We start from the raw sequence: 23464 nt of genomic DNA on the forward strand, positions 1-23464 counted from the left end.
CGGTCTCTCGGTAAAGCCGCATCGCCGGCATGCCGGCTCCCACTTGTAGAGCGGAGCTCGCTCCGCTGGGGCTTCCCCGATGATCCCACCGAAGAGCAGCGGAGCAAGCTCCGCTCTACAGGTGAGGGCCGTGCCGGCCGCCTTCAGGCCGGCACGGCCTCGGCCTGCCACCGCGTCTTGGCCAGCAGCTCGTCGTCCCAGTCGAACGACAGGGCATCGCCCTTCAGGAACTGCGCCACGAAGTTGTAGACGTTGCGCGCATACATCTCGCTGGCGTGCACCGCGCCCAGGCTGGCCAGGTTGAGCGGCCCGGCGACGGTCACGCCGCCCTCCGTGGTCACGGTCTGGCCGGGCTGGGTCAGTTCGCAGTTGCCGCCGGTCTCGGCCGCCAGGTCGACGATCACGCTGCCCGGCCGCATGCCTTCCACCATCGCGGCGCTGACGATCTTCGGCGCCGGGCGTCCGGGCACCGCGGCGGTGCACACCAGGGTGTCCACGCTCTTGAGATGTTCGGCCAGGCGGCGCTGCTGTTCGGCGCGCTCGTCCTCGGTGAGCTGGCGCGCATAGCCGCCCTCGCCGGCGGCGCTGACGCCCAGGTCGAGGAACTTGCCGCCCAGCGATTCGATCTGCTCGCGCGTCTCCGGACGCACGTCGAAGCCTTCCACCTGCGCGCCCAGCCGGCGCGCGGTGGCGATCGCCTGCAGCCCGGCCACGCCGGCGCCGACGATCAGCACCTTGGAGGGCCGGATGGTGCCGGCCGCGGTGGTCAGCATCGGGAAGAAGCGCGGCGTCAGCTCGGCCGCGATCAGCACCGCCTTGTAGCCGGCCATGCCGGCCTGCGAGCTGAGCACGTCCATGGCCTGGGCGCGTGTGGTGCGCGGCAGCCGCTCCAGCGGGAAGGCCAGCACGCCGGGGCGCTGCAGCGCCTGCGCGCGGTCGGCATCGGCCTGCGGATGCAGGATGCCCACCAGCACGGTGCCGGCCGGCCAGCTGGCGATGGCCGGCGCCGGCGGGCACTGCACGCACAGCACCAGCCCGCCGCCGATCGGCGCGCCGGCGTCCACCACGGCCGCGCCGGCATCGCGATAGGCCTGGTCGGGGAACCCGGCCGCGGCCCCGGCGCCGGATTCGACCTGCACGGCGGCGCCGGCGGCGATGAGCTTCTTCACGGTCTCCGGGACGGCGGCCACGCGCCGTTCGCCCGCTGCCGTCTCCCGCACCACCCGTACCTCGACCGTCATCCCGGTTGCGCCCGCCATCGAAGGAGCCGCGATGCTAGCAAAGCGCCGCGCCGCCGGTGACCGGCCCTCAGCCCGGACCGGGCTGGCGCAGCACGCCGTCCAGGCGGTCGATCACGCCCTGCATGGCGCTGTCGAAGGCGTCCTCGTGCCGGTGCCGGCGCAGGCGGCCCAGCCGCACCATCACTGCCAGCTCCTCGGGCGAGGCCACGCAGAAGCGCACGCCGCGGCGGTTGACGAACAGCAGCCGCGCCGAGATCGGGCTGACCCAGGACAGCTTGCCGGCCTGGACCTTGTTGTCCTTGTCGATGAAGTCCAGCCAGGTGCCGATCGGCAGCCCGCGGAAATGCTCGGCATCGGCGCTGTCGAACTCCAGCGCGTCGGTGCCGCCGACCAGGGCCAGGTTAGGCGACTGCGCCGCGGCCGCGGCGGCCTGCGCGGCCGGTTCGGCCACCGGCGGCAGATCGGGCAGCGCGCGCTCCAGGTCCGGGCGCGAGACCGACACCGCCTGCAGCGTGTCGTGCAGCGCGTCGATCGCCGCGCCGGCGGCCTCGCCGCCCATGCCCACGCTGCTGAATACCTTGATCAGCCCGTGCCGCCATTCGGACAGCCACGGCTTGCCGACCACCTGCGCCTGGGCCTCGGCCAACTCGTGCAGCACGCCATCGGCCAGGGCCAGCGCGCTGGCCGCCATCTGGCTGTCCTCGCCCTCGCGCAGCAGGGCCATGGTCAGATGGTGCGCCCAGGGCTGGCGCAGGAAATCCTCGATCGTCTGCGGCACGCGCCGGCTCTCCAGGCGCTTGGCCAGCTCGATCGCGGCGCGCGCCCGCGCCGCCTCCAGCCGCTCCTGGCCGCGCTGCAGCTCGGTGGCACGCCGCTCGGCGATCTCGATGCGGCGCTTGTGCTGGCCGAGGAAGTCGCGGAACTCCTCCTCCAGCATCTGGAAGATCGCCAGGTTCTCGTTGAACTCGGCCACCAGCCGGTCGACCACTTCCTCCACCTTGGCCAGCAGCGTGCGGTCGGCCTGCGACTCGCCGGTATTGCCCTCGCAGGCCTCGGCCAGCACGTTGAGCAGGCGCCGCGCCGGATGGGTCTTCTGCACGAACATGCGCCGGTCCAGCAGCGCGACCTTGACGAAGGGCACCACCAGCTTGCCCATCAGCTCGCGCGAGTGGGTCTCCAGGTCACGCTCGTCGAGCATCACGTCGAACAGCATGCCAACCAGGTCGATGGCGTCCTCGTCCACCGGCGACAGGCGCGTTGCGCCCGGCTCCATGCCCAGGCGCGAGGCGTTCTGGATGACCTCGCTCTTCAGGCGCTGGGCCAGCGATTCGCTGCTGCTGCCGGTGGCCACCTCCTGCAGCGTGTCGCTGGGCGTGGTTTGCAGCATGGACAGCACCGAGAGCATCTCGCGCTTGGACAGCGAGCGGCTGTCCATGCCTTCCACGCCCTGGCCGCGGCCATCGCCGGGCCCCGCCGCAGCGACGTCGCCGACGCGGTGGCTGCGCGATTCCTGCAGCAGGTGGTGCAGGGCCTCGAGCAACACGCCCTGCGCGCCGGGCGCCAGCGGCGCCTCGGCCCCGGACCAGGCGCCGTAGCCGTCGCCGCCCTGGCCCTCGCCGGGCCAGCGCTGCGCGGGCGAGCTCAGGCGCTCGGTGAAGCGCGCCATCCATGCCGGCAGCGCGTCGTCGTCGTTGACCGCGCTCTGGCCCTCGCTGGCGGCCTGGCGCACCTCCACCGATTCCAGGCCCGGGATCGCCGCCGGCGGCGGCGCGGCCGGGCGCGGCACCGGCCTGCGCGCGGCGGTGGGTTGCTCGGGCATCACCCCGGCCTGGGCCAGCAGCAGATCGAGCGTGTCGTAGATGCGGCCCAGCTGCGGGACCAGCTCGCGCTCGCCCAGCTTGAGCACGGTCAGGCGCACTTCCAGGGCGAAGTCGCAGGGTGCGAAGGCCTCGTGCAGGGCCACGCCCACGTGCTCGGCGCCGATCGGGTTGTGCTCGGCGTCCAGCTCCTCGATCCCGGCGATCATCGCCAGGCGCCGGTCCAGGCGCTGCAGCACCTGGCGGCAGTCGCGGCCGACCACGCTGGCCAGGTTGCGCGCGGCCAGGCGCGATTCCAGCTCGGTCTCCGACAGCAGGCTCAGGCCGGTGACGTTGGCATCGGTCAGCGCGGTGTCGACCGACAGCGGCTTGCCGTCCTCCAGCGCGCGCCAGGCCTTTTCCAGGTGATCGCGGAAGCGGGCGACGGAGGGTTCGCGCTGGCGGCGCAGTTCGCGCATGCCGTCCAGGAAGGCCATCTGCGCCGGACCCGCGCGCTCGGCGCGGTCGAACAAGGCATCGTCGAACCGCCCCAGCGCCTCGCCGAACGCGCTGGTCAGCGCAGGCAGTACCGTGCGCCGGGCCTGCTCGAGCAGACGCGGACTGCGTCCCAGTCCGTGCTGGAAGTCGGCGTAAGAAGACATACGGGCATCGTGTCCGTGGGGGTCAGACTGGGGGGAATGCGGTCCCCGACCGCTGCGTCATCCTAGTGTGAGCCCGGGCCATGAACCGTGACGGAACTCCCACTGCCTGCCCCTCCAAAAACAAAGACTTAGCGCCTCAGTTCTCCAGCTGATCGATGGCGCCCTGCATGGCGCTGTAGAAGGCGTCCTCGTGCCGATGCATGCGCACGCGATCCAGCTGCGCCATCGCCGACAGCTCGTCGGGCGAGGCCACGCACATGCGGCTGCCGCTGCGGTCCACGAACATCAGTCGCGCCGAGATCGGGCTGATCCAGCTCAGCTTGCCGGCGCGCACGCTGCCGCTGCGCGAGACGAAGTCCAGCCAGGTGCCCATCGGCAGCTGGCGGAAGTAGTCGGCGGTGACCTCGTCGACCTCGGCCAGCGCCTGCGGCTCCTCCCACGCCGCAGGCGCGGGCGCCTCGGGCTGGGCGATCAGCGGCGGACGCGGCAGCGGCGGCAGCTCGGACAGGGCCGCCGCATCCTTGCTGGCCTGGCCGGACAGCGCATCGCGCAGCGCGGCGCGCGCGGCCTGCGCATCGGCCTGGCTCAGCCCCAGGTTGTCCAGTAGCTTGGTAAGCGCCGGCTGCAGCTGCTCCAGCCAGGGCCGGGCCTGATCGTGGACGCGGGCCAGGTCCAGTTCCTCCAGCAGCGCATCGGCCAGCGCCAGCGCCTGGGCCAGATCGTCCGCGCCGCTCTCCCCGCGCAGCACGGTCATGCCCACATAGGGCGACCAGTAGCGGGTCATGAAGTCGCTGATCGCCGGCGGCAGGGTGCGGCCCTGCAGCCGCGCGGCGGCGGCGCCGTCGGCGAAGCGGCGCGCTTCCTCGCGGCGCTCCTGGGCGCGATGCAGCTCGGTGGCGCGGCGCTCGGCGATCTCGACCCGGCGCTTGTAGCTGGCAAAGGCGGTGCCGAAGGACTGCAGCCAGCCGGCGAACACCTCGGTGTGCTCGGCGAAGTCCTGCTGGATGGCGTCGACGGTGCGGTCGAACTCCGCGCGCAGGGCCTTCTCGGCGGCCTCGTCGCCGACCAGGGACTCGGCCGCATCCGCCAGCAGGTTGAGCAGGCGGCGCGGCGGGTCGTTCTCGCGCAGGAACAGGTCCGGGCTCAGCAGTGCGACCTTGGCGTAGGGCACCAGCAGCTGCTGCATGTCCTGGCGCACCGGGCCCTGCAGGTTGCATTCGTCGAGCATCACCTCGAACAGCATCGCCACCAGGTCCAGCATGTCCTCATCGACCGGATCCAGCCGCACCCGCGACGGGTCGATGCCCAGCTTGGCGCCGGTGGCGCGGATGTCGTCCTTCAGCCGGTCCTTGAGCCGCGCCGGGCGCGGGCCGGCGGGCGACTCCTCCGGCATGGACTGCAGCAGCGAGAGCACCGAGAGCAGCTCGCGCTGGGACAGCGCCCGCCGCGCGTCCGGGCCGGCCTGCTGCTCGAGCTGGCGCGAGCGCTGCAGCAGCGCGTGCAGGTCCGCCGGCAGGATCTCCTGCACCGCACGGGCGTGCTCGTTGCCGGCCGGCGCGGTGCCGGCCGCGTCCGGCGGCTGCCACTGGGCGAAGAAGCGCGCGATCCAGTCCGGCGCCTGCTCGCCATCGGCCTCACCCTCGGTGATCAGCCGCGTGCTGGGGATGCGCCGGCGCGAGCGCGGCTGCAGCAGCGCGCGCTCTGAGGCCTGGATCACCTGCATCAGGCGCTGTTCCAGCCCGGCGTACAGCACGCCCAGGCGCGACTGCAGCTCGTCCTCGCAGATGCGGATGATCTCCAGCCGCGCGGCCGGAGCCAGGGTCAGCTCCTCGAAGGCGTCGAACACACCGGCGCCGAGGTGGTGCGGGCCGAACGGCAGCGTGTCGTCGCTGAGCTTGATCCCACCGGCGAGCAGGCCGACGTAGCGGTTCACCCGCATCAGCTCGGTCCGCCAGCGCGCGGCGATGGCGTCGGCCATGCGCCGGATTGCCAGGCGCACCTCCATGTCCTGGTAGCTGAGCAGGCTCAGGCGCGCGGCGCCGTCGCGATCCAGGTCGGCCTCGGCCAGCTTGTACTCCACCGACAGCGGCCGGCCCAGCTCCAGCAGCTGCCAGGCGTTGACCAGATGGCTGCGGAAGCGCGAGAGGCTGTGCTCGCGGCGGCGGCGGACTTCCTGCTTGGCCTCGATCAGGTCGATCTGCGAGGCGCCGCCGCTGCCGGCCTGTTCATCCAGGCGCGCGGGCAATACGTCCATCACCGACTGGAAAATCTCGCCCAGCGGCACGACGGCCAGCAGCCGCACGTGCTCCAGCAGCGCCGCATTGCGGTCGCGCCTGCTGTCCTGGGTGAAACCGTTCAACATGCCCCGATCCCACGCCCCCGTCAGTGCCGTCAAGTCGCTCGAGAATCTCCTGGCCGGATGACCATGAGACCGGCGCCGCATGCGCCGGTCGACCTGTACAACACTCAAAAACCGTGCCAAGCCGCTAAACTTCAGCGTATGCCGACCCCAGAACTGCTGCAAGCGCTCGACCAGCGCCGTTCAGTCCCGTCAAAGCAGCTTTATGCGCCCGGGCCGGACACGCCGACGCTGTTGCGCATGCTGGAGAGCGCCAGCCGCGTGCCCGACCACGGCAAGCTGGTGCCCTGGCGCTTCATCCGCATCGAAGGCCAGGCCCGCGCGGCGATGAGCCGGCTGCTGGAAGCCCGGACGCGGCAGAAGGATCCGCAGGCCTCCGAGGCGGCGTTGGAGAAGGAGCGCGGCAGGTTTTCTTACGCGCCCGTCATCATCACCGTGGTCGCCCGCCTGCAGCCCGGTCACAAAGTGCCGCTCGAGGAGCAATGGCTGACCGCCGGCAGCGTCTGCTTCGCCCTGCTGCAGGCCGCGCAGGCGCTCGGCTTCGGCGCGCAATGGCTGACCGGCTGGGCGGCCAGCGATCCGGTGGTGTGCACCGAGCTGGGCCTGGGCCCGGACGAGCGCATCGCCGGCTTCATCCATATCGGCACCGCCGCGATCGAGGTCCCCGAGCGCGAGCGCCCGGACGCTGCGGCGCTGCTCACCGACTGGACCGGCGAACGTGCCTAGTCCGCACCCGGCCTGCGTGCGGCCTTGCCGGGCCTGGCATGGCGGCGGAGGTGGGTCGTGCTGAAGGACCTGTATCTGGTCGATGCCAGCCTGTACGTGTTTCGGGCCTGGCACTCGATGCCCGACCAGTTCCGCGATGCCGAGGGCTGGCCGACCAATGCCGTGCATGGCTTCGCGCGCTTCCTGCTGGAGCTGGGCGAACGCCAGCGCCCGACGCATATCGCGGTGGCCTTCGACGAGGCGCTGGACAGCTGCTTCCGCCATGGCCTGTATCCGGCCTACAAGGGCAACCGCGAGCCTGCACCGCCCGAGCTGCGGCGCCAGTTCGCGCACTGCAAGGCGCTGTGCGCGGCGCTGGGCTTCAACGTGCTGGCCCACACCGAGTACGAGGCCGACGACCTGATCGGCAGCGCCCTGCACGCGGCGCGGCCGCTGGGCTTCCGCGGGGTGATCGTCTCGGCCGACAAGGACCTCTCCCAACTGTTGGGTGAAGGCGACGAGCAGTGGGATTTCGCCCGCGGTGTGCGCTGGGGCGCGGCCGGGGTCAAGGCGCGCCATGGCGTGGAAGCCCACCAGATCGCCGACTACCTGGCCCTGTGCGGCGATGCCATCGACAACATTCCCGGCGTCAGCGGCATCGGCGCCAAGACCGCGGCGATCCTGCTGGCGCACTTCGGCAGCCTGGACGCGCTGCTGGCGCGCTGCGACGAAGTCGCGTTCCTGCGCCTGCGCGGCGCCGCCCAGGTCGCAACGCGCCTTCGCGAGCAGCGCGAACACGCGCTGCTGTGGCGGCAGCTGACCACCATCGCGCTGGATGCGCCGCTGGACGGGATCATGCCCGGCTTCGCGCGCGCGCCGGCCGATGGCCAGTTGCTCGACGCACTGTGCGAAGCGCTGCGCTTCGGGCCGACCCTGCGCCGGCGCCTGCGCGCCGCCTCCGGGCTGGAACAGCCGTGGACGCCACCGCACGACGACGCCCCCCATTTCCCCTCCTACGAGCCGGCCCAATGAGTTCCAAGACCGAACCCGCAGAAGTGATGTACGACGGCCAGTACCTGCGCCTGATCCGGCGCGGCACCTGGGAATACGCCGAGCGCGCCCATGCCGGCGGGCTGGCGGCGATCATCATCGCCGTCACCCCGGAGGACAAGATCGTCTTCGTCGAGCAGTTCCGCGTGCCGCTGCAGGCCAACACCATCGAGATGCCGGCCGGCCTGGTCGGCGACATCCACACCGGTGAGTCGATCGAGGTCTCGGCCATCCGCGAGCTGGAGGAGGAAACCGGCTGGACCGCCGAGCACGCCGAGGTGCTGCTGATCGGGCCGGTGTCCTCGGGCTCGACCAACGAGCGCATCGCCTTCGTGCTCGCCACCGGCCTGCGCCGCGTCGGGCCCGGCGGCGGCGACGAGGACGAGAACATCACCGTGCACGAGATCCCGCGCGCGCAGGCCGCTGCCTGGCTGGTGGGCAAGCTCGGCGAGGGCTATGAGCTCGACGCCAAGCTCTGGGCCGGCCTGTGGATGATCGAGCACCACCTGGACGGCACGCCGCGTGGCTGAGCCGACCCTGCTGGGACCGCAGGACCCGCCGCCGTTCACCGTGCTCGGCGCGCAGGGCGCCTCGCCCTACCTGCTCATCGCCGACCACGCCGGCCAGGCCGTGCCGGCCGCGCTGGACCAGCTGGGCCTGCCGCAGGCCGAACTGGACCGCCACATCGGCTGGGACATCGGCATCGCCGGCACCACCCGCGCGCTGGCCGCACTGCTGGACGCCACTGCGATCCTGCAGACCTATTCGCGCCTGGTGATCGACTGCAACCGGCCGCTGGACGCGCCGGGCTCGATCGCCGCGGTCAGCGACGGCACCGACATCGCCGCCAACGTCGCGGCCAACCCGCAGCAGCGCGCGCAGCGGGCCGCGGAGATCTTCCAGCCCTACCACGACGCGATCCGCGGCCAGCTCGACGCGCGCGCCGCGCGCGGGCAGCCGACGATCCTGATCGCCATGCACAGTTTCACCCCGGTGTTCGCCGGCATCGTGCGGCCCTGGCACGCCGGCGTGCTGTACCAGCGCGACGCGCGCCTGGCCCACGCCCTCAAGCCGCTGCTCGAGACCGAGGGGCTGACCGTCGGCGACAACGAGCCCTACGCGGTCAGCGACGCCACCGACTACGCCATCCCCGTGCACGGCGAGGCGCGCGGGCTGGTGCACCTGGAGCTGGAAATCCGCCAGGACCTGATCGCCACCGACGAGGGCCAGCGCGCCTGGGCGCAGCGGCTGGCGCGCCTGTTCACCCGTCTGGCGCCGGATTTCACACCACAACCCTGAAAATCCCGCTATATGGAGGGCTGTCCCCCGACCGCCCTCCCACATGCTCATCCGCCTGGGTTACGAAATCGCCTTCCGGCTGCCGCAGCCCACCTCGATGCTGGTGACGCTGAACATCCACGACAGCCGCCGCACCGACATCGTCATCGGCCAGGAGCTGCGCGCCCTGCCCGGCGTGCCGATGCGCCAGTACCACGACAGCTTCGGCAATACCTGCACCCGCCTGCACGCGCCGGCCGGGCTGTTCACCCTGTACGCCGACGCGGTGGTGCAGGACGACGGCCAGCCCGATCCCGTCGCGCCGGGCGCGCGCGAGGTGCCGGTGGACCAGTTGCCGGACGACACCCTGCTGTTCCTGCTCGGCAGCCGTTACTGCGAGACCGACCAGCTGGTCTCCATGGCCTGGGACCTGTTCGGCGCCACGCCGACGGGCTGGGCGCGCGTGCAGGCGATCTGCGACTACGTGCACAACGCGATCCAGTTCGGCTACCAGCATGCGCGCGCCACCAAGGGCGCGGTCGAGGCGCTGCAGGAGGGCCGCGGCGTGTGCCGCGACTTCGCGCATTCGGCCATCGCCCTGTGCCGCTGCATGAACATCCCGGCGCGCTACTGCACCGGTTATCTGGGCGACATCGGCATCCCGCCGGTGGATGCGCCGATGGATTTCTCGGCCTGGTTCGAGGCCTATCTGGACGGGCGCTGGTACACCTTCGACGCGCGCCACAACACCCCGCGCATCGGCCGCGTGCTGATCGCCCGCGGCCGCGATGCAGCCGATGCGGCGATCAGCAACAGCTTCGGCTTCAACACGCTGGAGAAATTCGAGGTTTGGACCGACGAGACCGACGATCCGACCCTCTCTCCACGCGTGCCGGTGCCGCCCATGCCGCTGGGCTACGCGCTCACCTGAGCGCGCGGCCGGCTCAGGCGAAGCGGTCGGTGGCGCGCACCAGCGCGTCGATGTTCTCTTCCTCGAAGGCCGAGTGGCCCGAGGTCGGCGTGATCTCCAGGCGCGCCTTCGGCCAGGCCTGGTGCAGGTCCCACGCATTCTGGATCGGGCAGACCACGTCGTAGCGGCCGTGCACGATCACGCCGGGGATGTCGGCGATGCGGTGCGCGTCGCGCAGCAGCTGATCCTCGACCTCGAAGAAGCCGCCGTTGACGAAGTAGTGGTTCTCGATGCGGGCGAAGGCCAGCGCGAACTCCGCATCCTCATGGCCGCTGACGAAGTCCTCGTCCACGCGCAGATAGCTGGTCGCGCCTTCCCACACCGACCAGGCGCGCGCGGCAGCCAGGCGCGTGGCCGCATCGTCGCTGATCAGCCGGCGGTGGAAGGCCGAGATCAGATCGGCGCGCTCCACTTCGGGGATCGCGGCGATGTAGTGCTGCCAGGCCTCGGGGAACAGGCGGTTGGCGCCTTCCTGGTAGAACCACTCCAACTCCCAGCGGCGCAGCATGAAGATGCCGCGCAGCACCAGCTCGGTCACGCGCTGCGGATGGGTCTGCGCGTAGGCCAGCGCCAGGGTCGAGCCCCAGCTGCCGCCGAACACCTGCCAGGTCTCGATGCCCAGGTGCGCGCGCAGCTTCTCGATGTCGGCCACCAGGTCCCAGGTGGTGTTGTCCACCAGATCGGCGTGCGGCCGCGAGCGGCCGGAGCCGCGCTGATCGAACAGCACGATGCGGTACTTGGCCGGATCGTGGAACTGGCGCATCTTCGCGTTGCAGCCGCCGCCCGGCCCGCCGTGCAGCATCACCACCGGCTTGCCCCGCGGATTGCCGCACTGCTCGAAGTAGAGCGTATGACGCGCGTCGACCTGGAGTTCGCCGGTGTCGAAGGGTTCGATGGCGGGATAGAGCTGGCGCATGGACGGCCTGGAAGTCGGGAAAAACGATCGGCAGTTTACGCCACGCCCTGTTGCGACTCGCCGGGCCAGTGACCCAGGCTCACGCGGTCGCGCTGCTCCAGATCCTGTTCGGTGCGCGCCTGATCGAAGCCCGCCTCACGCAGCAGCGCGCACACCGCCTCGCCTTGATCGAAGCCATGCTCCAGCAGCAGCCAGCCGCCCGGCCGCAGGTGCGCGGGCGCCTGGGCGACGATGCGGCGGATGTCGTCCAAACCGTCGGCGCCAGAGGCCAGTGCGCTGGCCGGCTCGAAGCGCAGGTCGCCGCGCGTCAGGTGCGAATCGCCGGCCTCGATGTAGGGCGGGTTGCTGGCGATCAGGTCGAAGCGCTCGCCGGCCAGCGGCGCCAGCCAGTCGCCGTGGACGAAGCGCACCTGGCCCAGGCCGTGCTCGCGCGCGTTGGCCTGCGCGATCTCGAGCGCGGCGGCGCTGGCGTCGGTGGCGACCACCTGCGCCAGCGGGCGCTCGCTGGCGATGGCCAGGGCGATGGCGCCGCTGCCGGTGCCCAGGTCCGCGACCCGCGCCGGTGCGTCGGCCGGCAGGCGGTCCAGGGCCAGTTCGACCAGGCGTTCGGTCTCGGCGCGCGGGATCAGCGTGGCGGGGCCGACCCGCAGGTCAAGCGTCCAGAAGCCGCGCCGGCCGGTGATGTAGGCGATCGGCTCGCCGGCCGCACGCCGCGCCAGCAGCGCGGCGTAGGCGTCGTGCACGACGGGTTCAACCGGGTCGGAGCCATGCGCGAACAGCCAGGCGCGGTCGCGGCCCAGGGCATGCAGCAGCAACAGCTCGGCCTCGAAGCGCGCCGCGTCGCTGCCCAGCTGTGCGGCGCCGTGCCGCAGCAGCGCGTCCAGGCGTTCGGGTGACTGCGTTTTCATTCGCGCCATGGTAGCCGTTGCACCCTGCGCCCTTTCCTATTGTCCTTGCCGGAGCCCTACGCCTTGAAGCCTTCACGTTTGCTGCGCCTGGGTCTGGGCGCGCTGAGCGCACTGACCCTGAGCGCCTGCCAGAGCCTGGCCTTCGGCATCGCCAACCATGGTCAGGGCCAGCCCGACGCAACAGCCGTCTACGACCCGGTGCGGCAGCTCTCGCTGGACGTCTATCGCCCCGTCGCCGCGGGCCACGACGCGCCGGTGCTGGTCTATTTCTACGGCGGCAACTGGCAGCACGGGTCCCGCAGCGATTACCGCTTCGTCGGCCGGCGGCTGGCCTCGACCGGCGCGGTGGTGATGATCGCCGACTACCGGCTGGCGCCGGACACGGTCTTTCCCGGCTTCGTCGAGGACGGCGCGCGCGCGGTGGCCTGGGCGCGCGCCCATGCGGCCGATTACGGCGCCAACCCGGCGCGGATCTTCCTGGCTGGCCATTCGGCCGGGGCGCAGATCGCCGCCCTGCTGGGCACCGATGCGCACTATCTGGCCGACCAGGGCGTGCCGCGCTCGGCGATCGCCGGTGTGATCGGGCTGGCCGGGCCGTACGACTTCCAGATCAGCGGGGAGCTCACCGAGGTGTTCGGGCCGCCGTCGCGCTGGCCGCGAGCGCAGCCGATTGGCTTCGTCGATGGCGACGAGCCCCCCTTCCTGCTGGTCAGCGGGCGCAAGGACACCGAGGTCGAACCGCGCCAGACCGAGGACCTGGCCGAGCGCCTGCGCGCGGCGGGCGGACAGGTGGAGGTGCTGTGGCTGCCCGGTGGCCATCTGGCGCCGCTGATCGACCTGTATGCGCCCCGCCGGCACCCGGCGCTGCTGGCGCGGATCGGGGAGTTCGTCCGCGCGCCGTGACCGAACTGAAACGTGGCGCGGCCTAGGATGAGGCACTCGCCCGTCAATTGAATCGAGCTATCGAATCGATGCCATCCATCGATTTGAGAAATCGATTCGCGGTGCGTAGGATGCCCCTATCGCCTCCACCCCCTCAGCAAAAAGGAAGAAAACGATGTCCGTCATCAACACCGAAATCCTGCCGTTCAAGGCCACCGCCTACAAGGACGGCGAGTTCATCGAAGTCTCCGATGCCGACCTGAAGGGCAAGTGGTCCGTGGTCGTGTTCTACCCGGCCGACTTCACCTTCGTCTGCCCGACCGAGCTGGAAGACCTGGCCGACCATTACGCCGAGTTCCAGAAGCTGGGCGTCGAGGTCTACTCGGTCTCCACCGACACGCACTTCTCGCACAAGGCCTGGCACGACACCTCGGCGGCGATCGGCAAGATCAAGTACGCCATGATCGGCGACCCGACCCACCAGATCTCGAAGAACTTCGACGTGCTGCGTCCGGCGGGTCTGGCCGACCGCGGCACCTTCATCATCGACCCGCAGGGCGTGATCCAGTCGGTGGAAATCACCGCCGAGGGCATCGGCCGCGAAGCCGGCGACACCCTGCGCAAGGTCAAGGCTGCCCTGTACGTGGCCTCGCACCCGGGTGAGGTCTGCCCGGCCAAGTGGAAGGAAGGCGCCAAGACCCTGGCTCCGTCGCTGGACCTGGTCGGCAAGATCTAAGCCGTTCCGCTGCTGCCACGCCGCCTCGCCTCACGCGGGGCGGCGCAGGCGGCAAACCGGAGCCCGCCTGCGTCGCGGCCTGCGGTTTGCCCCCTCACCCCCTCGTCTGCCCACTCCGGGCCGGACGGTCCTTTGCCGCCCTTTCAAGGAGAAGCGCCATGTTGGACGACACCCTCAAGACCCAACTCAAGGCCTACCTGGAGCGCCTGACGCGCCCGGTGGAGCTGATCGCCTCGGTCGACGACTCGCCCACCTCCAAGGAGATGCTCGAGCTGCTGAGCGACATCGTGCTGCTGTCCGACCAGGTCTCGCTGGTCGAGCACCGCGATGCCGACGTGCACACGCCCTCCTTCGCCCTCAACTCGCCGGGCCAGGACATCCACCTGCGCTTCGCCGGCCTGCCGATGGGCCATGAGTTCACCTCGCTGGTGCTGGCGCTGCTGCAGGTCGGCGGCTATCCGTCCAAGGCCTCGCTGGAGACCATCGAGCAGGTGCAGGGGCTGGAAGGCGACTACAAGTTCGAGACCTACTTTTCGCAGAGCTGCCAGAACTGCCCGGACGTGGTCCAGGCCCTGAACCTGATGGCGGTGCTCAACCCCAGGATCCAGCACGTGGCCATCGACGGCGCGGTGTTCCCCGACGAGGTGGAACAGCGGCAGGTGATGTCGGTGCCGACCGTGTACCTCAATGGTGAAACCTTCGGCCAGGGTCGCATGAACCTGGAAGAGATCGTCGGGCGTCTGGACGCTGGTGCGGCCAAGCGCGACGCCAAGAAGATCTCTACCAAGGCGCCGTTCGAGGTGCTCGTGGTCGGCGGTGGCCCGGCGGGCTCGGCCGCGGCGATCTACGCCGCGCGCAAGGGCATCCGCACGGGCGTGGCCGCCGAGCGCTTCGGTGGCCAGGTGCTGGACACGATGGCGATCGAGAACTTCATCTCCGTGCAGGAGACCGAGGGGCCGAAGATGGCCGCCGCGCTCGAGGCGCATGTGCGTCAGTACGAGGTGGACATCATGAACCTGCAGCGGGCCGAGAAGCTGATCCCCGCCGGGCCCGATGGCCTGATCGAGGTGCAGCTGGCCAACGGTGCCTCGCTCAAGAGCAGGACGGTGATCCTGTCCACCGGTGCGCGCTGGCGGCAGATGAACGTGCCGGGCGAGAACGAGTACCGCAACAAGGGCGTGGCCTATTGCCCGCACTGCGACGGCCCGCTGTTCAAGGGCAAGCGCGTGGCGGTGATCGGCGGCGGCAACTCGGGCGTCGAGGCGGCCATCGACCTGGCCGGCATCGTCAAGCACGTCACGCTGATTGAGTTCGATCACAAGCTGCGTGCCGACGAGGTCCTGCAGCGCAAGCTGCGCAGCCTGCCCAACGTGGACATCATCGTCTCGGCGCTGTCCACCGAGGTACACGGCGACGGCAACAAGGTCACTGGTCTGTCCTACACCGACCGCACCAACGAGGCCAAGCACACGCTGGAGCTGGAAGGCATCTTCGTGCAGATCGGTCTGCTGCCCAACACCGAGTGGCTCAAGGACACCGTGGCGCTGTCGCCGCGCGGGGAGATCATCGTCGACGACCGCGGCGCGACCAACGTGCCGGGGGTGTTCGCCGCCGGCGATGCCACCACGGTGCCGTACAAGCAGATCGTGATCGCCATGGGCGAAGGCTCCAAGGCTGCGCTGAGCGCCTTCGACCACCTGATCCGCCACAGCGCCCCCGCCGCGCAGGAGCCGGCTGCCGCCAAGGCTGCCTGATCCGCCCCACGCGATAAGGTGCGAATGACGCCCGCCGGTGACCCCGGCGGGCTTTTTTGCTTTGCGGGGATGAGGGATCGCCGCGGCTGAGTGCTGCGGCTTCGGATGGGCAGCGGTCCGGCGGGCAGGGGCCGCTTTTCCCTCAATCAGGGCATCCTGCCCTGATTCGGGCGCTCGGCTTCCTGCCTCGCTGGTCGCGGCCCCTGCCCGCCGGCCCGCTGCCTCGCGGGTCGAGATACAAGGCTTCGTTTCAAAAAAAGTCCTCATCCCTCCGCAGAGGGCTTCTGCCGGTTAGGTGCAGCCCCAGTCATCGTGGGAGCCGCCATGGCGGCGATGGGGCTTTCCCGTTAAATCTCCACCGCGGCTCAAGCGTTGCCGGCCGAGCCACATCGCCGCCGTGGCGGCTCCTACCGAAGCGTGAGGCGCGGTCAATCCTTTTCCATCGCGGCGTCGGCGAACCTCGCGGGCACCATCAACTCATTCAAGTCCCCAAACCCTTGCCGGGGGTTCAGCCTGCGTCGATTGATCGGGCGAGGCAAAAGGCGTTGAATGCATCGACGGCGCCGATGGCCGTGTCAGACAAGTCCTCCAGCCGTGAACCTGCGTGACCTCAAGTACCTGGTCGCCCTCGCCGACCACATGCATTTCGGCCGCGCCGCGGCGGCCAGCTTCGTCAGCCAGCCCACCCTGTCCACCCAGATCAAGAAGCTGGAGGACGAGCTGGGCGTGTCGCTGGTCGAGCGTGCGCCGCGCAAGGTCATGCTGACCCCGGCCGGTCGCGACGCGGCCGAGCGCGCGCGCCGGATCGTGGCCGAGGTCGAGCAGATGAAGGAATCGGCGCGGCGCAGCCAGGACCCCGAGGCCGGCACCGTGCGGCTGGGCATCTTCCCCACGCTCGGCCCGTATCTGCTGCCGCACGTGGTGCCATCCATCCGCACGCGCTTCCCGCAGCTGGAGCTGCTGCTGGTGGAGGAGAAGAGCGACGTGCTGCTGCAGCGGCTGCGCGAGGGCAAGCTCGACGCCGGCCTGCTGGCTCTGCCGGTGGACGAGGACCAGCTGCACGTGGAGTTCCTGTTCGAGGAGCCCTTCGTGCTGGCCGTGCCCGAGGGGCATCCGCTGGCCGCGCGCGATTCGCTGACCCTGGACGAACTGTCCGACCAGAAGCTGCTGCTGCTCGAGGACGGCCACTGCCTGCGCGAACAGGCGCTGGAGGTGTGCCGGCTGTCGGGCGCCAACGAGAAGTCCGAGTTCCGCGCCACCAGCCTGGAAACCCTGCGCCAGATGGTCGCCGCCGACGTCGGCGTGACCCTGCTGCCGACGCTGGCGGTCAAGCCGCCGGTGGCGCGCTCGGACAACATCCATCTGCTGGGGTTCAGTGACTCCCATCCCAGCCGGCGCATCGCCATGGTGTGGCGCAAGAGCTCGGCGATGTCCGGCTTCCTGATGCAGCTGGCGCAGGTCTTCAAGGACCTGCCGCCCGCGCTGCTGGATCCTTCCGCGCCTGCCACCGCACCGCCGCGCCGCGCCGCATCGACAATCCGGCAACGACGCGCGTGAGACCCTTTCCCCATTCCTCTCTTCCAACCTGACGGAACGCCCCATGAGTGCCCCAAGCAAACTGCAGCAGCTGCGCGACCTGTCGGTGGTCGTGGCCGACACCGGCGACTTCGATGCGATCAAGCGCCTCAAGCCGGTGGACTGCACCACCAACCCGACACTGGTGAAGAAGGCGCTGGACCTGCCGGTCTATGACGACCTGATCGATGAGCAGATCGCCTGGGCGCGCGGCCAGGGCGAGGTCACCGATGAACTGGTGGCCGAGGTCGCCGATCGCCTCACCGTCGGCGTGGGCACCAAGCTCTCCGGCCTGATCGAGGGCCGCGTGTCGACCGAGGTCGATGCCGACCTGGCCTATGACACCGCCGCCAGCGTGGCCAAGGCGAAGAAGTTCATCGCCATGTACGCCGACAACGGCGTGCCCAAGGACCGCGTGCTGATCAAGCTCGCCTCGACCTGGGAAGGCGTGGAGGCCTGCCGCCAGCTGCAGGCCGAGGGCATCGACTGCAACTGCACGCTGATCTTCAACCCGACCCAGGCCCTGGCCTGCGCCGAGGCCGATGCGTTCCTGATCTCGCCGTTCGTGGGCCGCATCCTGGACTGGTACAAGGCCCACGGCCAGGCGCCGGCCAGCATCGATGAGGACCAGGGCGTGGTGTTCGTGCGCGGTGTCTACGACACCTTCAAGCGCCGCGGCATCAAGACCGTGGTGATGGGCGCCTCGTTCCGCTCGACCGAGCAGATCGAAGCGCTGGCCGGCTGCGATCGCCTGACCATCTCGCCGGACCTGCTGGACAAGCTCGATGCCGACCACGGCGAGCTGCCGCGCAAGCTGACGCCCGCCAAGGCCGAAGGCGGCAGCCACACGCCGGTGGATGCGGCCAAGTTCAAGGCCGACGTCGAAGCCGACCCGATGGCCAAGGAGAAGCTGGCCGACGGCATCCGCATCTTCGCCGAAGACCTCAAGAGCCTGCGCAAGACCATCGCCGACCGTCTGGCCTGATCGGCTCCGCCGCGCCCTGCCCTCGCTCGTGAGGGTAGGCGCTGCACCCGGGCCTGCTTCCGCGCCAACCGCGGAAGCGGGCTCGCGACTGCGCTATCCCAGGACGTCCAGCAGCCGTTCCAGCCCACCCGTGTCGATCGACACCTCCGCCACCTCGCGCACGCGCGGCTTGGCGTGGAAGGCCACCGACAGGCCCGCGGCCTGCATCATCGGGATGTCGTTGGAGCCATCGCCCACCGCGATCGTGCGCGCCGGGTCCAGGCCCAGCAGCGAGGTCACGTCCAGCAGCGTCGCGCGCTTGACCGCGCCATCGCAGACATCGCCCCAAGCCTGGGCCAGCACGCGCCCGGTCAGCACGCCGTCGGCCACCTCCAGCCGATTGGAGCGGACGAAGTCCAGCCCCAGCCGCGCGCGCAGGCGCTCGGCGAAGAAGGTGAAACCGCCGGAGACCAGCAGCGTCTTCAGCCCGGCGGCCTTGCACGCCTCGAGCAGCTGCTCTGCGCCAGGCGTGAGCTGCAGGCGTGTGTCGTAGACCTCCTGCAGCGCACCCTCGGGCACGCCCTTGAGCAGGGCCACGCGGCGCAGCAGGCTCTCGCGGAAGTCGGCGATCTCCCCGCGCATGGTCGCCTCGGTGATCGCGGCCACCTGCGCCTTCAGGCCCACCGCCGCGGCGATCTCGTCGATGCATTCGATGGTGATCAGCGTCGAATCCATGTCCAGCGCGATCAGGCCGAAGTGCGCCAGCGGCGGCAGCGGAGTGGCGCGACGCAGCTGCAGGCCATCGGCGGGTGCGTGGGAATCGGTCATGGGCGAACAGGCGCACCGGCCGTGGGACGAAGGGCCTGCAAGCGTAAAGACCTCGGCCGCGCCGGGATAGGCCTAGGCGACGCCCTTGGAAGCGGCATGCTCCGCCACGCGCCGCGCATAGAGCGCGTACACGCAGGCCAGCGCCAGGCAAATCAACGCCGGCGCGATCAGCACCGTATACGACCAGCGATGGAAGCCCAGCGCGCCGGCCAGGCCGCCAGCCAGGAAGCCGGTGATCACCGTCACGCACAGCGACAGCCGGCGCCAAGGCAGCGGCATGCGCCGCAGCCCATGGCCGATGGCCAGCCCCAGGTCGGTGAACATGCCCGAGACATGCGTGGTGCGCACCACCGCGCCGCTGTAGGTGGTGGCCATCGCGTTCTGCAGGCCGCAGGCGCAGGCCGCCAGCCACAGGCCCCACATCGAGGCACGCGTCATCAGCGGCACCGAGGCCAGCAGCAGGCCGGCTTCCAGCACCAGCACCAGCCCATAGCGCCGCCCCAGCTGCAGGGCGACATCGCCGATCAGCGCCCCGCTGAGCGCGCTTCCCGCCACGAAGAAGAACGCGCCACCGGCCAGCTGCGCCAGCCCCCGCAGATCCAGCACCGCCGCGCGCGCGCCCATCTCCGAGGTGATGCCGGTCATATGGCTCACGCCCTGATGGCCGAACCCCAGCAGCGCCACGACATTGACGATGCCCGCGGTAAAGGCCATGACCCAGGCACCGGACCAGACCCAGCGCGGCAGTTTGGAAATCATCGAAGGGGCGCCAATGGCTCGCGGACGCAGCAAGCGTCGCGCCGCGGCGCGATGGCTGTCAACGCCACGGCCGGCAAAATCTCAATGGTGGCGACGGACCGTTCGCCAACACTAGCGCCGCTTGGCTCCGGCCATGATGCGTCCTGCAACGATGGCTGCCGGAACGATCGAGCATCCCCAGGCCAGGATGAAAATCAGCACCGCAGGCCCGCTCGCTCTCCCATGCTCGATCAAGAGCATGGCCAATGGCGGAAGGATTGCGGTGGCGAAGAGGCAAGCGACCGCGACCACGTCGTCTTGCAGCCTCGGGCCGGCCCGCGTGCGTTCGGCCGCAGCCTGCCTGCGCGCCATCAGCGCCCAGAGATAGCGCGCGCCGATGCCATACGCGGCGAAGAAGAAGACCCACAGCAGGGATTTGCTCGCTCGCGAATTCGACAGCCTGCGTTCGACCGCCGCACCAGGCTTCGCCCATGAAAGCTTAAGGTGTCCATCGACCTTGTCGAAGTCCGCCTGCGCCTTCTGCATCTGAGCGACGACCTCGGCCCCCTTCTGCTTGGCCAGCCGCTCAGCGGTTGAACACGAAGAGGCCTGGATGCGCTCGACCGCGTCTGCCAGCTGGTGTGCATAGCGGCGGGCGATCGCCACATGGTGCTCTTCATGGACCTGCACTCGCTGCTGGAGATCACGCCAGAATTCGCGCGTCGCCACCGACGCCCTGGGATCGGGGTCCAGACAGGCAAGGCGACGGAGATACCGATCCCCACTTGGCTCCTGATGATGCGGCAAGCCCCTGACGACTCGCGCAGGACATAATCCAGGCGCATCTTTGCGCGCGTCAGGCCAGCGAGTGTTTCCTCTGCCGGCCCATCATCCTTTCCCAGCTGAGCCTTGGCCCGATCGCTCCAGGCCTTCATGGAGGCCAGGATCTGGTGACCATCCCGCCCCGTCACGGTGTAGCTGGAATCCTTGCGGTTCTCCCGAACCGTGCCAGCGTGCGCACCGGTGGCCAGGGCAAGCATGACCACGACAGCAAGACGCCATCCAGCGCGTCGCAACATCCTTGAGCACATTCGACCGTCCATTGTCTGTCCCCGTCGGATGAGCCTAACGCATCCACCTCGCGGATAGAGGTGCGCGGACTCGCAGGACAGTGACTGGACCTCTCAAAGCGTCGGCACTCCCGAGGGACTGCAGATCTGCATAACCAAGTGAGACTGGCGCGCTGCTGTACAGCGCTGAGAAGTGGACAAGGCTCGGCGGAACCAATTGTTCAAGCCACCTGTTGTTCTGGCGGTACGCATCGCTGCGGCGCGGGTCATTATTCCTGCGGAGTCCGCAATCTGCGGCAGCGTTAATGCGCTCATTCTGAGCGCTCGTCTTTTTGCAACGCGGGCAGTCGCTTACTCGACCGGAAGACCGCCGACTCATGGAGGGCGGTCCGAGACTCACTGAGACCTAAACCATGTACTTTTTAAGGCCTTTCCGGCATTGCTGAAAACTTACCGGACACCCTGAAATCCTGCGATGGTGGGCCGTGAAGGATTCGAACCTTCGACCAAAAGATTAAAAGTCTTCTGCTCTACCGACTGAGCTAACGGCCCGGACACGCGGCCCGGCGTTGCGCCGGGGCCGGCCATTCTACCGGAAAGGGCTGGCGATGCGACCCGCGCCTCAGGCGTAGCGCGTGGGATCGGGCACGCCCGCGTCGGCGAAGCCCGCCGCGCGCAGGCGGCAGGCGTCGCAGCGCCCGCAGGCCGCGCCGCTGGCATCGGCGTTATAGCAGGACACGGTGGCGCCGAAGTCCACGCCCAGGCGCACGCCCTCGCGCACGATGTCGGCCTTGCTCATGAACTGCAGCGGCGCGTGCACGCGCAGGCCGGCGCCTTCCACGCCCGCCTTGGTCGCCAGGTTGGCCAGGGTCTGGAAGGCGGAGATGAATTCGGGCCGGCAGTCCGGATAACCGGAGTAGTCCACGGCGTTGACGCCGCAGAAGATGTCCGCCGCGCCGAGCACCTCGGCCCAGCCCAGCGCGATGGACAGCATGATGGTGTTGCGCGCCGGCACGTAGGTGACCGGGATGCCTTCGCCGCCGGCCTGCGGCACCTCGATGTCGTCGGTCAGCGCCGAGCCGCCGATGCTGCGCAGGTCGACGTGGACGGTCTTGTGCGCGGCGGCGCCGAGCTGCTGCGACACGCGCGCGGCGGCGTCGAGTTCGGACGTGTGGCGTTGGCCGTATTGCACGCTCAGCGCGTACGTGCGGAAACCGTGTTCGCGGGCGATGGCCAGGACGACGGCCGAATCCAGGCCCCCGGAGACGAGGACGACTGCATTGTTCATGTGGGGTGTTCTTCTTGCCGGCGAGACAGGCCGGGGAGCGCATAGCCTACCGCCCGGGCGCCGGGCAGGCACTTCCCGCGCGGGTTCAGCGGCCGGGTTCGTCGTTCCACAGCAGCTTGTGCAGCTGCATCTGGAAGCGCACCGGCAGGCGGTCCTCGACGATCCAGTCGGCCAGCGCGCGCGGACTCACCTGATCCTTGGACGGCGAGAACAGCACGGCGCAGCGCTGGTCCAGCGCGTGCTCGCGCACGACCTCGCGCGCCCATTCGTAGTCGGCGCGGCTGCACAGCACGAACTTGACCTGGTCGCGCGCGGTCAGCAGCGGCAGGTTGTCCCAGCGGTTGCGGTGCTCCTCGGCCGAGCCGGGGGTCTTGATGTCGACCACGCGCGAGACGCGCGGATCGACCTGCGAGACGTCCAGCGCGCCGGAAGTCTCCAGCGAGACGTCGTACCCGGCATCGCACAGCCGCGCCAGCAGCCCGATACAGCGCTTCTGCGCCAGCGGCTCGCCGCCGGTCACGCAGACATGGCGCACGCCCGCGCGCGCGACCTCGGCCAGGATGTCCTCGATCTCCCACCAGGTGCCGCCGTGGAAGGCGTAGGCGGTGTCGCAGTACTGGCAGCGCAGCGGGCAGCCGGTCAGGCGCACGAACACGGTCGGCCAGCCGGCGGCGTCGGCCTCGCCCTGCAGCGAGACGAAGATCTCGGTGATCTTCAGCCGGTCCTGCGGCGATTGTTCGATCTGGCTGGGGACGGCGGCGGCGGCGGCGTTCATTGCGGAGGCTCTCTCAAAACGGCGGCGCCACCGCAGACCTCGCGGTGGCGTTCGAGTGGTGCGTGTTGCGGTACTGCGAAAGGTCCTGGCGGACCTCGTTGGGCTCAGCGGATCTGCCCGACCTGGATCGAATGCAGGCGATCGTCGGCGGTGCGGGCCACGTCGCTGCCGGGGTACTGCTGGATCACCTGCTGCAGCGTGGTCTGGGCGTCGTTGACCTTGCCCAGTCCGTACTGCGCCAGCCCCAGCTTGAGCAGGGCGCCGGGCGCCTTGTCATGGGTGGGATAACGCGAGAGCAGCGCGCGGAACTGGTCGGCGGCCATCTGGTAGTTCTGGGTGACGTAATAACTCTCGCCCAGCCAGTACAGCGCGTTGGGCGCATAGACGCCGCTGGGATACAGCTGCAGGAAGCTGGTGAACAGATTGGCCGCGTCGGCGTAGTCGCCCTTCTTCAGCGCGTCGAAGGCCACACCGTAGGCGGTGCGCTCGTCGCCGGCCTGGGCCATCGCGCCGGCATCGCCGTGAACCGCGGGCGGGGCCTCTGCGGTCGCGGCGGGCGCACCGGCCGTCGGCGGCGCAGCCTTGGCGCCGGCCGCGGGCGCCACGGACACGGAAGGCTGAGCACCGGCAGCCGCGCCACCGCCACCGCCGCTCTCCAGGCGGCCGATGCGGCCGTCCAGGTCGAGGTACTGGTCGCGCGCGCGCTGCTTGAGCTGCTCGTTCTCGTTCTGCAGCTGCTCGACGGTGCCGCGCAGGCTGGCCAGGTCCTGGCGCAGCTGGGTGATCTGGTTGAGCAGGTCGGTATTGGCCTGCGTGTTGTTGGCACGCACTTCCAGCGCGGCGACGCGGTCGGCCAGGCTGGCCTTCTGCGCGAAGGCGGCGGGCGCGACGCCCAGCGACAGCAGCAGGGCCGGCAGGAGAAGACGGAATCGGATGGGACGCATGGCGCTCACGTAACGAGGGTTGCGG

21 protein-coding genes and 1 tRNA gene are annotated in these 23464 nt (G+C 70.0%); 10 read left to right on the top strand and 12 right to left on the bottom strand.

Annotation, left to right across the window (positions count from 1 at the left end):
- Positions 1–143 precede the first annotated feature (143 nt).
- The 3 genes from EAT51_RS01000 to EAT51_RS01010 form a co-directional block, all read right to left on the bottom strand.
- Positions 144–1241, bottom strand: a complete 1098-nt coding sequence (locus tag EAT51_RS01000; RefSeq protein ID WP_130516242.1) for an NAD(P) transhydrogenase subunit alpha — start codon at positions 1239–1241, stop codon at positions 144–146.
- A 67-nt stretch (positions 1242–1308) separates the two neighbouring features.
- Positions 1309–3699 carry a DUF1631 domain-containing protein gene (locus tag EAT51_RS01005; RefSeq protein WP_130515879.1) on the bottom strand — a complete coding sequence of 797 codons (2391 nt, stop codon included), beginning with the start codon at positions 3697–3699 and terminating at the stop codon, positions 1309–1311.
- A gap of 136 nt (positions 3700–3835) precedes the next feature.
- Positions 3836–6061, bottom strand: coding sequence for a DUF1631 family protein (locus EAT51_RS01010; RefSeq protein ID WP_130515877.1), 2226 nt, complete (start codon positions 6059–6061; stop codon positions 3836–3838).
- 138 nt (positions 6062–6199) lie between these two features.
- Between EAT51_RS01010 and EAT51_RS01015 the strand changes: the two genes are divergently transcribed.
- The 5 genes from EAT51_RS01015 to EAT51_RS01035 all read left to right on the top strand — a co-directional run bounded on the left by EAT51_RS01015 (position 6200) and on the right by EAT51_RS01035 (position 10022).
- Positions 6200–6784, top strand: a complete 585-nt coding sequence (locus EAT51_RS01015; protein ID WP_130515875.1) for a nitroreductase family protein — start codon at positions 6200–6202, stop codon at positions 6782–6784.
- A gap of 117 nt (positions 6785–6901) precedes the next feature.
- The gene (locus EAT51_RS01020) at positions 6902–7795 is read left to right on the top strand and encodes a 5'-3' exonuclease (protein ID WP_235871573.1); all 894 of its coding nucleotides are present in this window, start codon (positions 6902–6904) and stop codon (positions 7793–7795) included.
- Positions 7792–8343 (top strand): NUDIX hydrolase, encoded by a 552-nt coding sequence (locus EAT51_RS01025; protein ID WP_130515873.1) that lies wholly within the window; start codon positions 7792–7794, stop codon positions 8341–8343. The genes EAT51_RS01020 and EAT51_RS01025 overlap by 4 nt, the downstream gene beginning before the upstream one ends.
- A complete protein-coding gene (locus tag EAT51_RS01030; RefSeq protein WP_130515871.1) occupies positions 8336–9112 on the top strand; it encodes an N-formylglutamate amidohydrolase in 777 nt (258 codons plus the stop codon). Before EAT51_RS01025 ends, EAT51_RS01030 begins: the two co-directional genes overlap by 8 nt.
- A gap of 43 nt (positions 9113–9155) precedes the next feature.
- Entirely contained in the window at positions 9156–10022 is an 867-nt protein-coding gene (locus EAT51_RS01035) for a transglutaminase-like domain-containing protein (protein ID WP_130515870.1), read from the top strand.
- A gap of 13 nt (positions 10023–10035) precedes the next feature.
- On the opposite strand, the gene pip is transcribed toward EAT51_RS01035, so the two are convergent.
- Together pip and prmC are read right to left on the bottom strand one after the other, a co-directional pair.
- Positions 10036–10977, bottom strand: a complete 942-nt coding sequence (pip, locus tag EAT51_RS01040) for a prolyl aminopeptidase (protein WP_130515868.1) — start codon at positions 10975–10977, stop codon at positions 10036–10038.
- Between the two features lie 35 nt (positions 10978–11012).
- A complete protein-coding gene (gene prmC / locus EAT51_RS01045) occupies positions 11013–11885 on the bottom strand; it encodes a peptide chain release factor N(5)-glutamine methyltransferase (protein ID WP_130515867.1) in 873 nt (290 codons plus the stop codon).
- 63 nt (positions 11886–11948) lie between these two features.
- Between prmC and EAT51_RS01050 the strand changes: the two genes are divergently transcribed.
- The 5 genes from EAT51_RS01050 (at position 11949) to EAT51_RS01070 (ending at position 17817) form a co-directional block, all read left to right on the top strand.
- The gene (locus tag EAT51_RS01050; RefSeq protein WP_165421877.1) at positions 11949–12788 is read left to right on the top strand and encodes an alpha/beta hydrolase; all 840 of its coding nucleotides are present in this window, start codon (positions 11949–11951) and stop codon (positions 12786–12788) included.
- 154 nt (positions 12789–12942) lie between these two features.
- Positions 12943–13503 carry an alkyl hydroperoxide reductase subunit C gene (gene ahpC / locus EAT51_RS01055; protein ID WP_130515863.1) on the top strand — a complete coding sequence of 187 codons (561 nt, stop codon included), beginning with the start codon at positions 12943–12945 and terminating at the stop codon, positions 13501–13503.
- Positions 13504–13661: 158 nt separating this feature from the next.
- On the top strand, positions 13662–15257 hold the full coding sequence (ahpF, locus tag EAT51_RS01060; protein ID WP_130515861.1) for an alkyl hydroperoxide reductase subunit F: 1596 nt from the start codon (positions 13662–13664) through the stop codon (positions 15255–15257).
- 594 nt (positions 15258–15851) lie between these two features.
- The gene (locus EAT51_RS01065) at positions 15852–16814 is read left to right on the top strand and encodes a LysR substrate-binding domain-containing protein (RefSeq protein WP_130515859.1); all 963 of its coding nucleotides are present in this window, start codon (positions 15852–15854) and stop codon (positions 16812–16814) included.
- 43 nt (positions 16815–16857) lie between these two features.
- Complete coding sequence (locus EAT51_RS01070) at positions 16858–17817, top strand: transaldolase (RefSeq protein ID WP_130515856.1); 960 nt, start codon at positions 16858–16860, stop codon at positions 17815–17817.
- A gap of 93 nt (positions 17818–17910) precedes the next feature.
- On the opposite strand, the gene serB is transcribed toward EAT51_RS01070, so the two are convergent.
- The 7 genes from serB to ybgF form a co-directional block, all read right to left on the bottom strand.
- On the bottom strand, positions 17911–18624 hold the full coding sequence (gene serB / locus EAT51_RS01075) for a phosphoserine phosphatase SerB (RefSeq protein WP_130515854.1): 714 nt from the start codon (positions 18622–18624) through the stop codon (positions 17911–17913).
- A gap of 72 nt (positions 18625–18696) precedes the next feature.
- Entirely contained in the window at positions 18697–19383 is a 687-nt protein-coding gene (locus EAT51_RS01080; RefSeq protein WP_130515852.1) for a YoaK family protein, read from the bottom strand.
- A gap of 111 nt (positions 19384–19494) precedes the next feature.
- Positions 19495–20091, bottom strand: coding sequence for a DUF922 domain-containing protein (locus EAT51_RS01085; protein WP_165421878.1), 597 nt, complete (start codon positions 20089–20091; stop codon positions 19495–19497).
- Between the two features lie 817 nt (positions 20092–20908).
- A tRNA-Lys gene (locus EAT51_RS01090) sits at positions 20909–20984 on the bottom strand.
- A 70-nt stretch (positions 20985–21054) separates the two neighbouring features.
- Entirely contained in the window at positions 21055–21720 is a 666-nt protein-coding gene (queC, locus tag EAT51_RS01095) for a 7-cyano-7-deazaguanine synthase QueC (protein ID WP_130515848.1), read from the bottom strand.
- Positions 21721–21805: 85 nt separating this feature from the next.
- Complete coding sequence (queE, locus tag EAT51_RS01100; protein ID WP_130515846.1) at positions 21806–22495, bottom strand: 7-carboxy-7-deazaguanine synthase QueE; 690 nt, start codon at positions 22493–22495, stop codon at positions 21806–21808.
- 104 nt (positions 22496–22599) lie between these two features.
- Complete coding sequence (gene ybgF, locus EAT51_RS01105) at positions 22600–23430, bottom strand: tol-pal system protein YbgF (RefSeq protein WP_205953494.1); 831 nt, start codon at positions 23428–23430, stop codon at positions 22600–22602.
- Positions 23431–23464 lie beyond the last annotated feature (34 nt).

It is taken from the genome of Pseudoxanthomonas winnipegensis (assembly GCF_004283755.1).
In the GTDB taxonomy this organism is placed as follows: Bacteria; Pseudomonadota; Gammaproteobacteria; order Xanthomonadales; family Xanthomonadaceae; genus Pseudoxanthomonas_A; species Pseudoxanthomonas_A winnipegensis.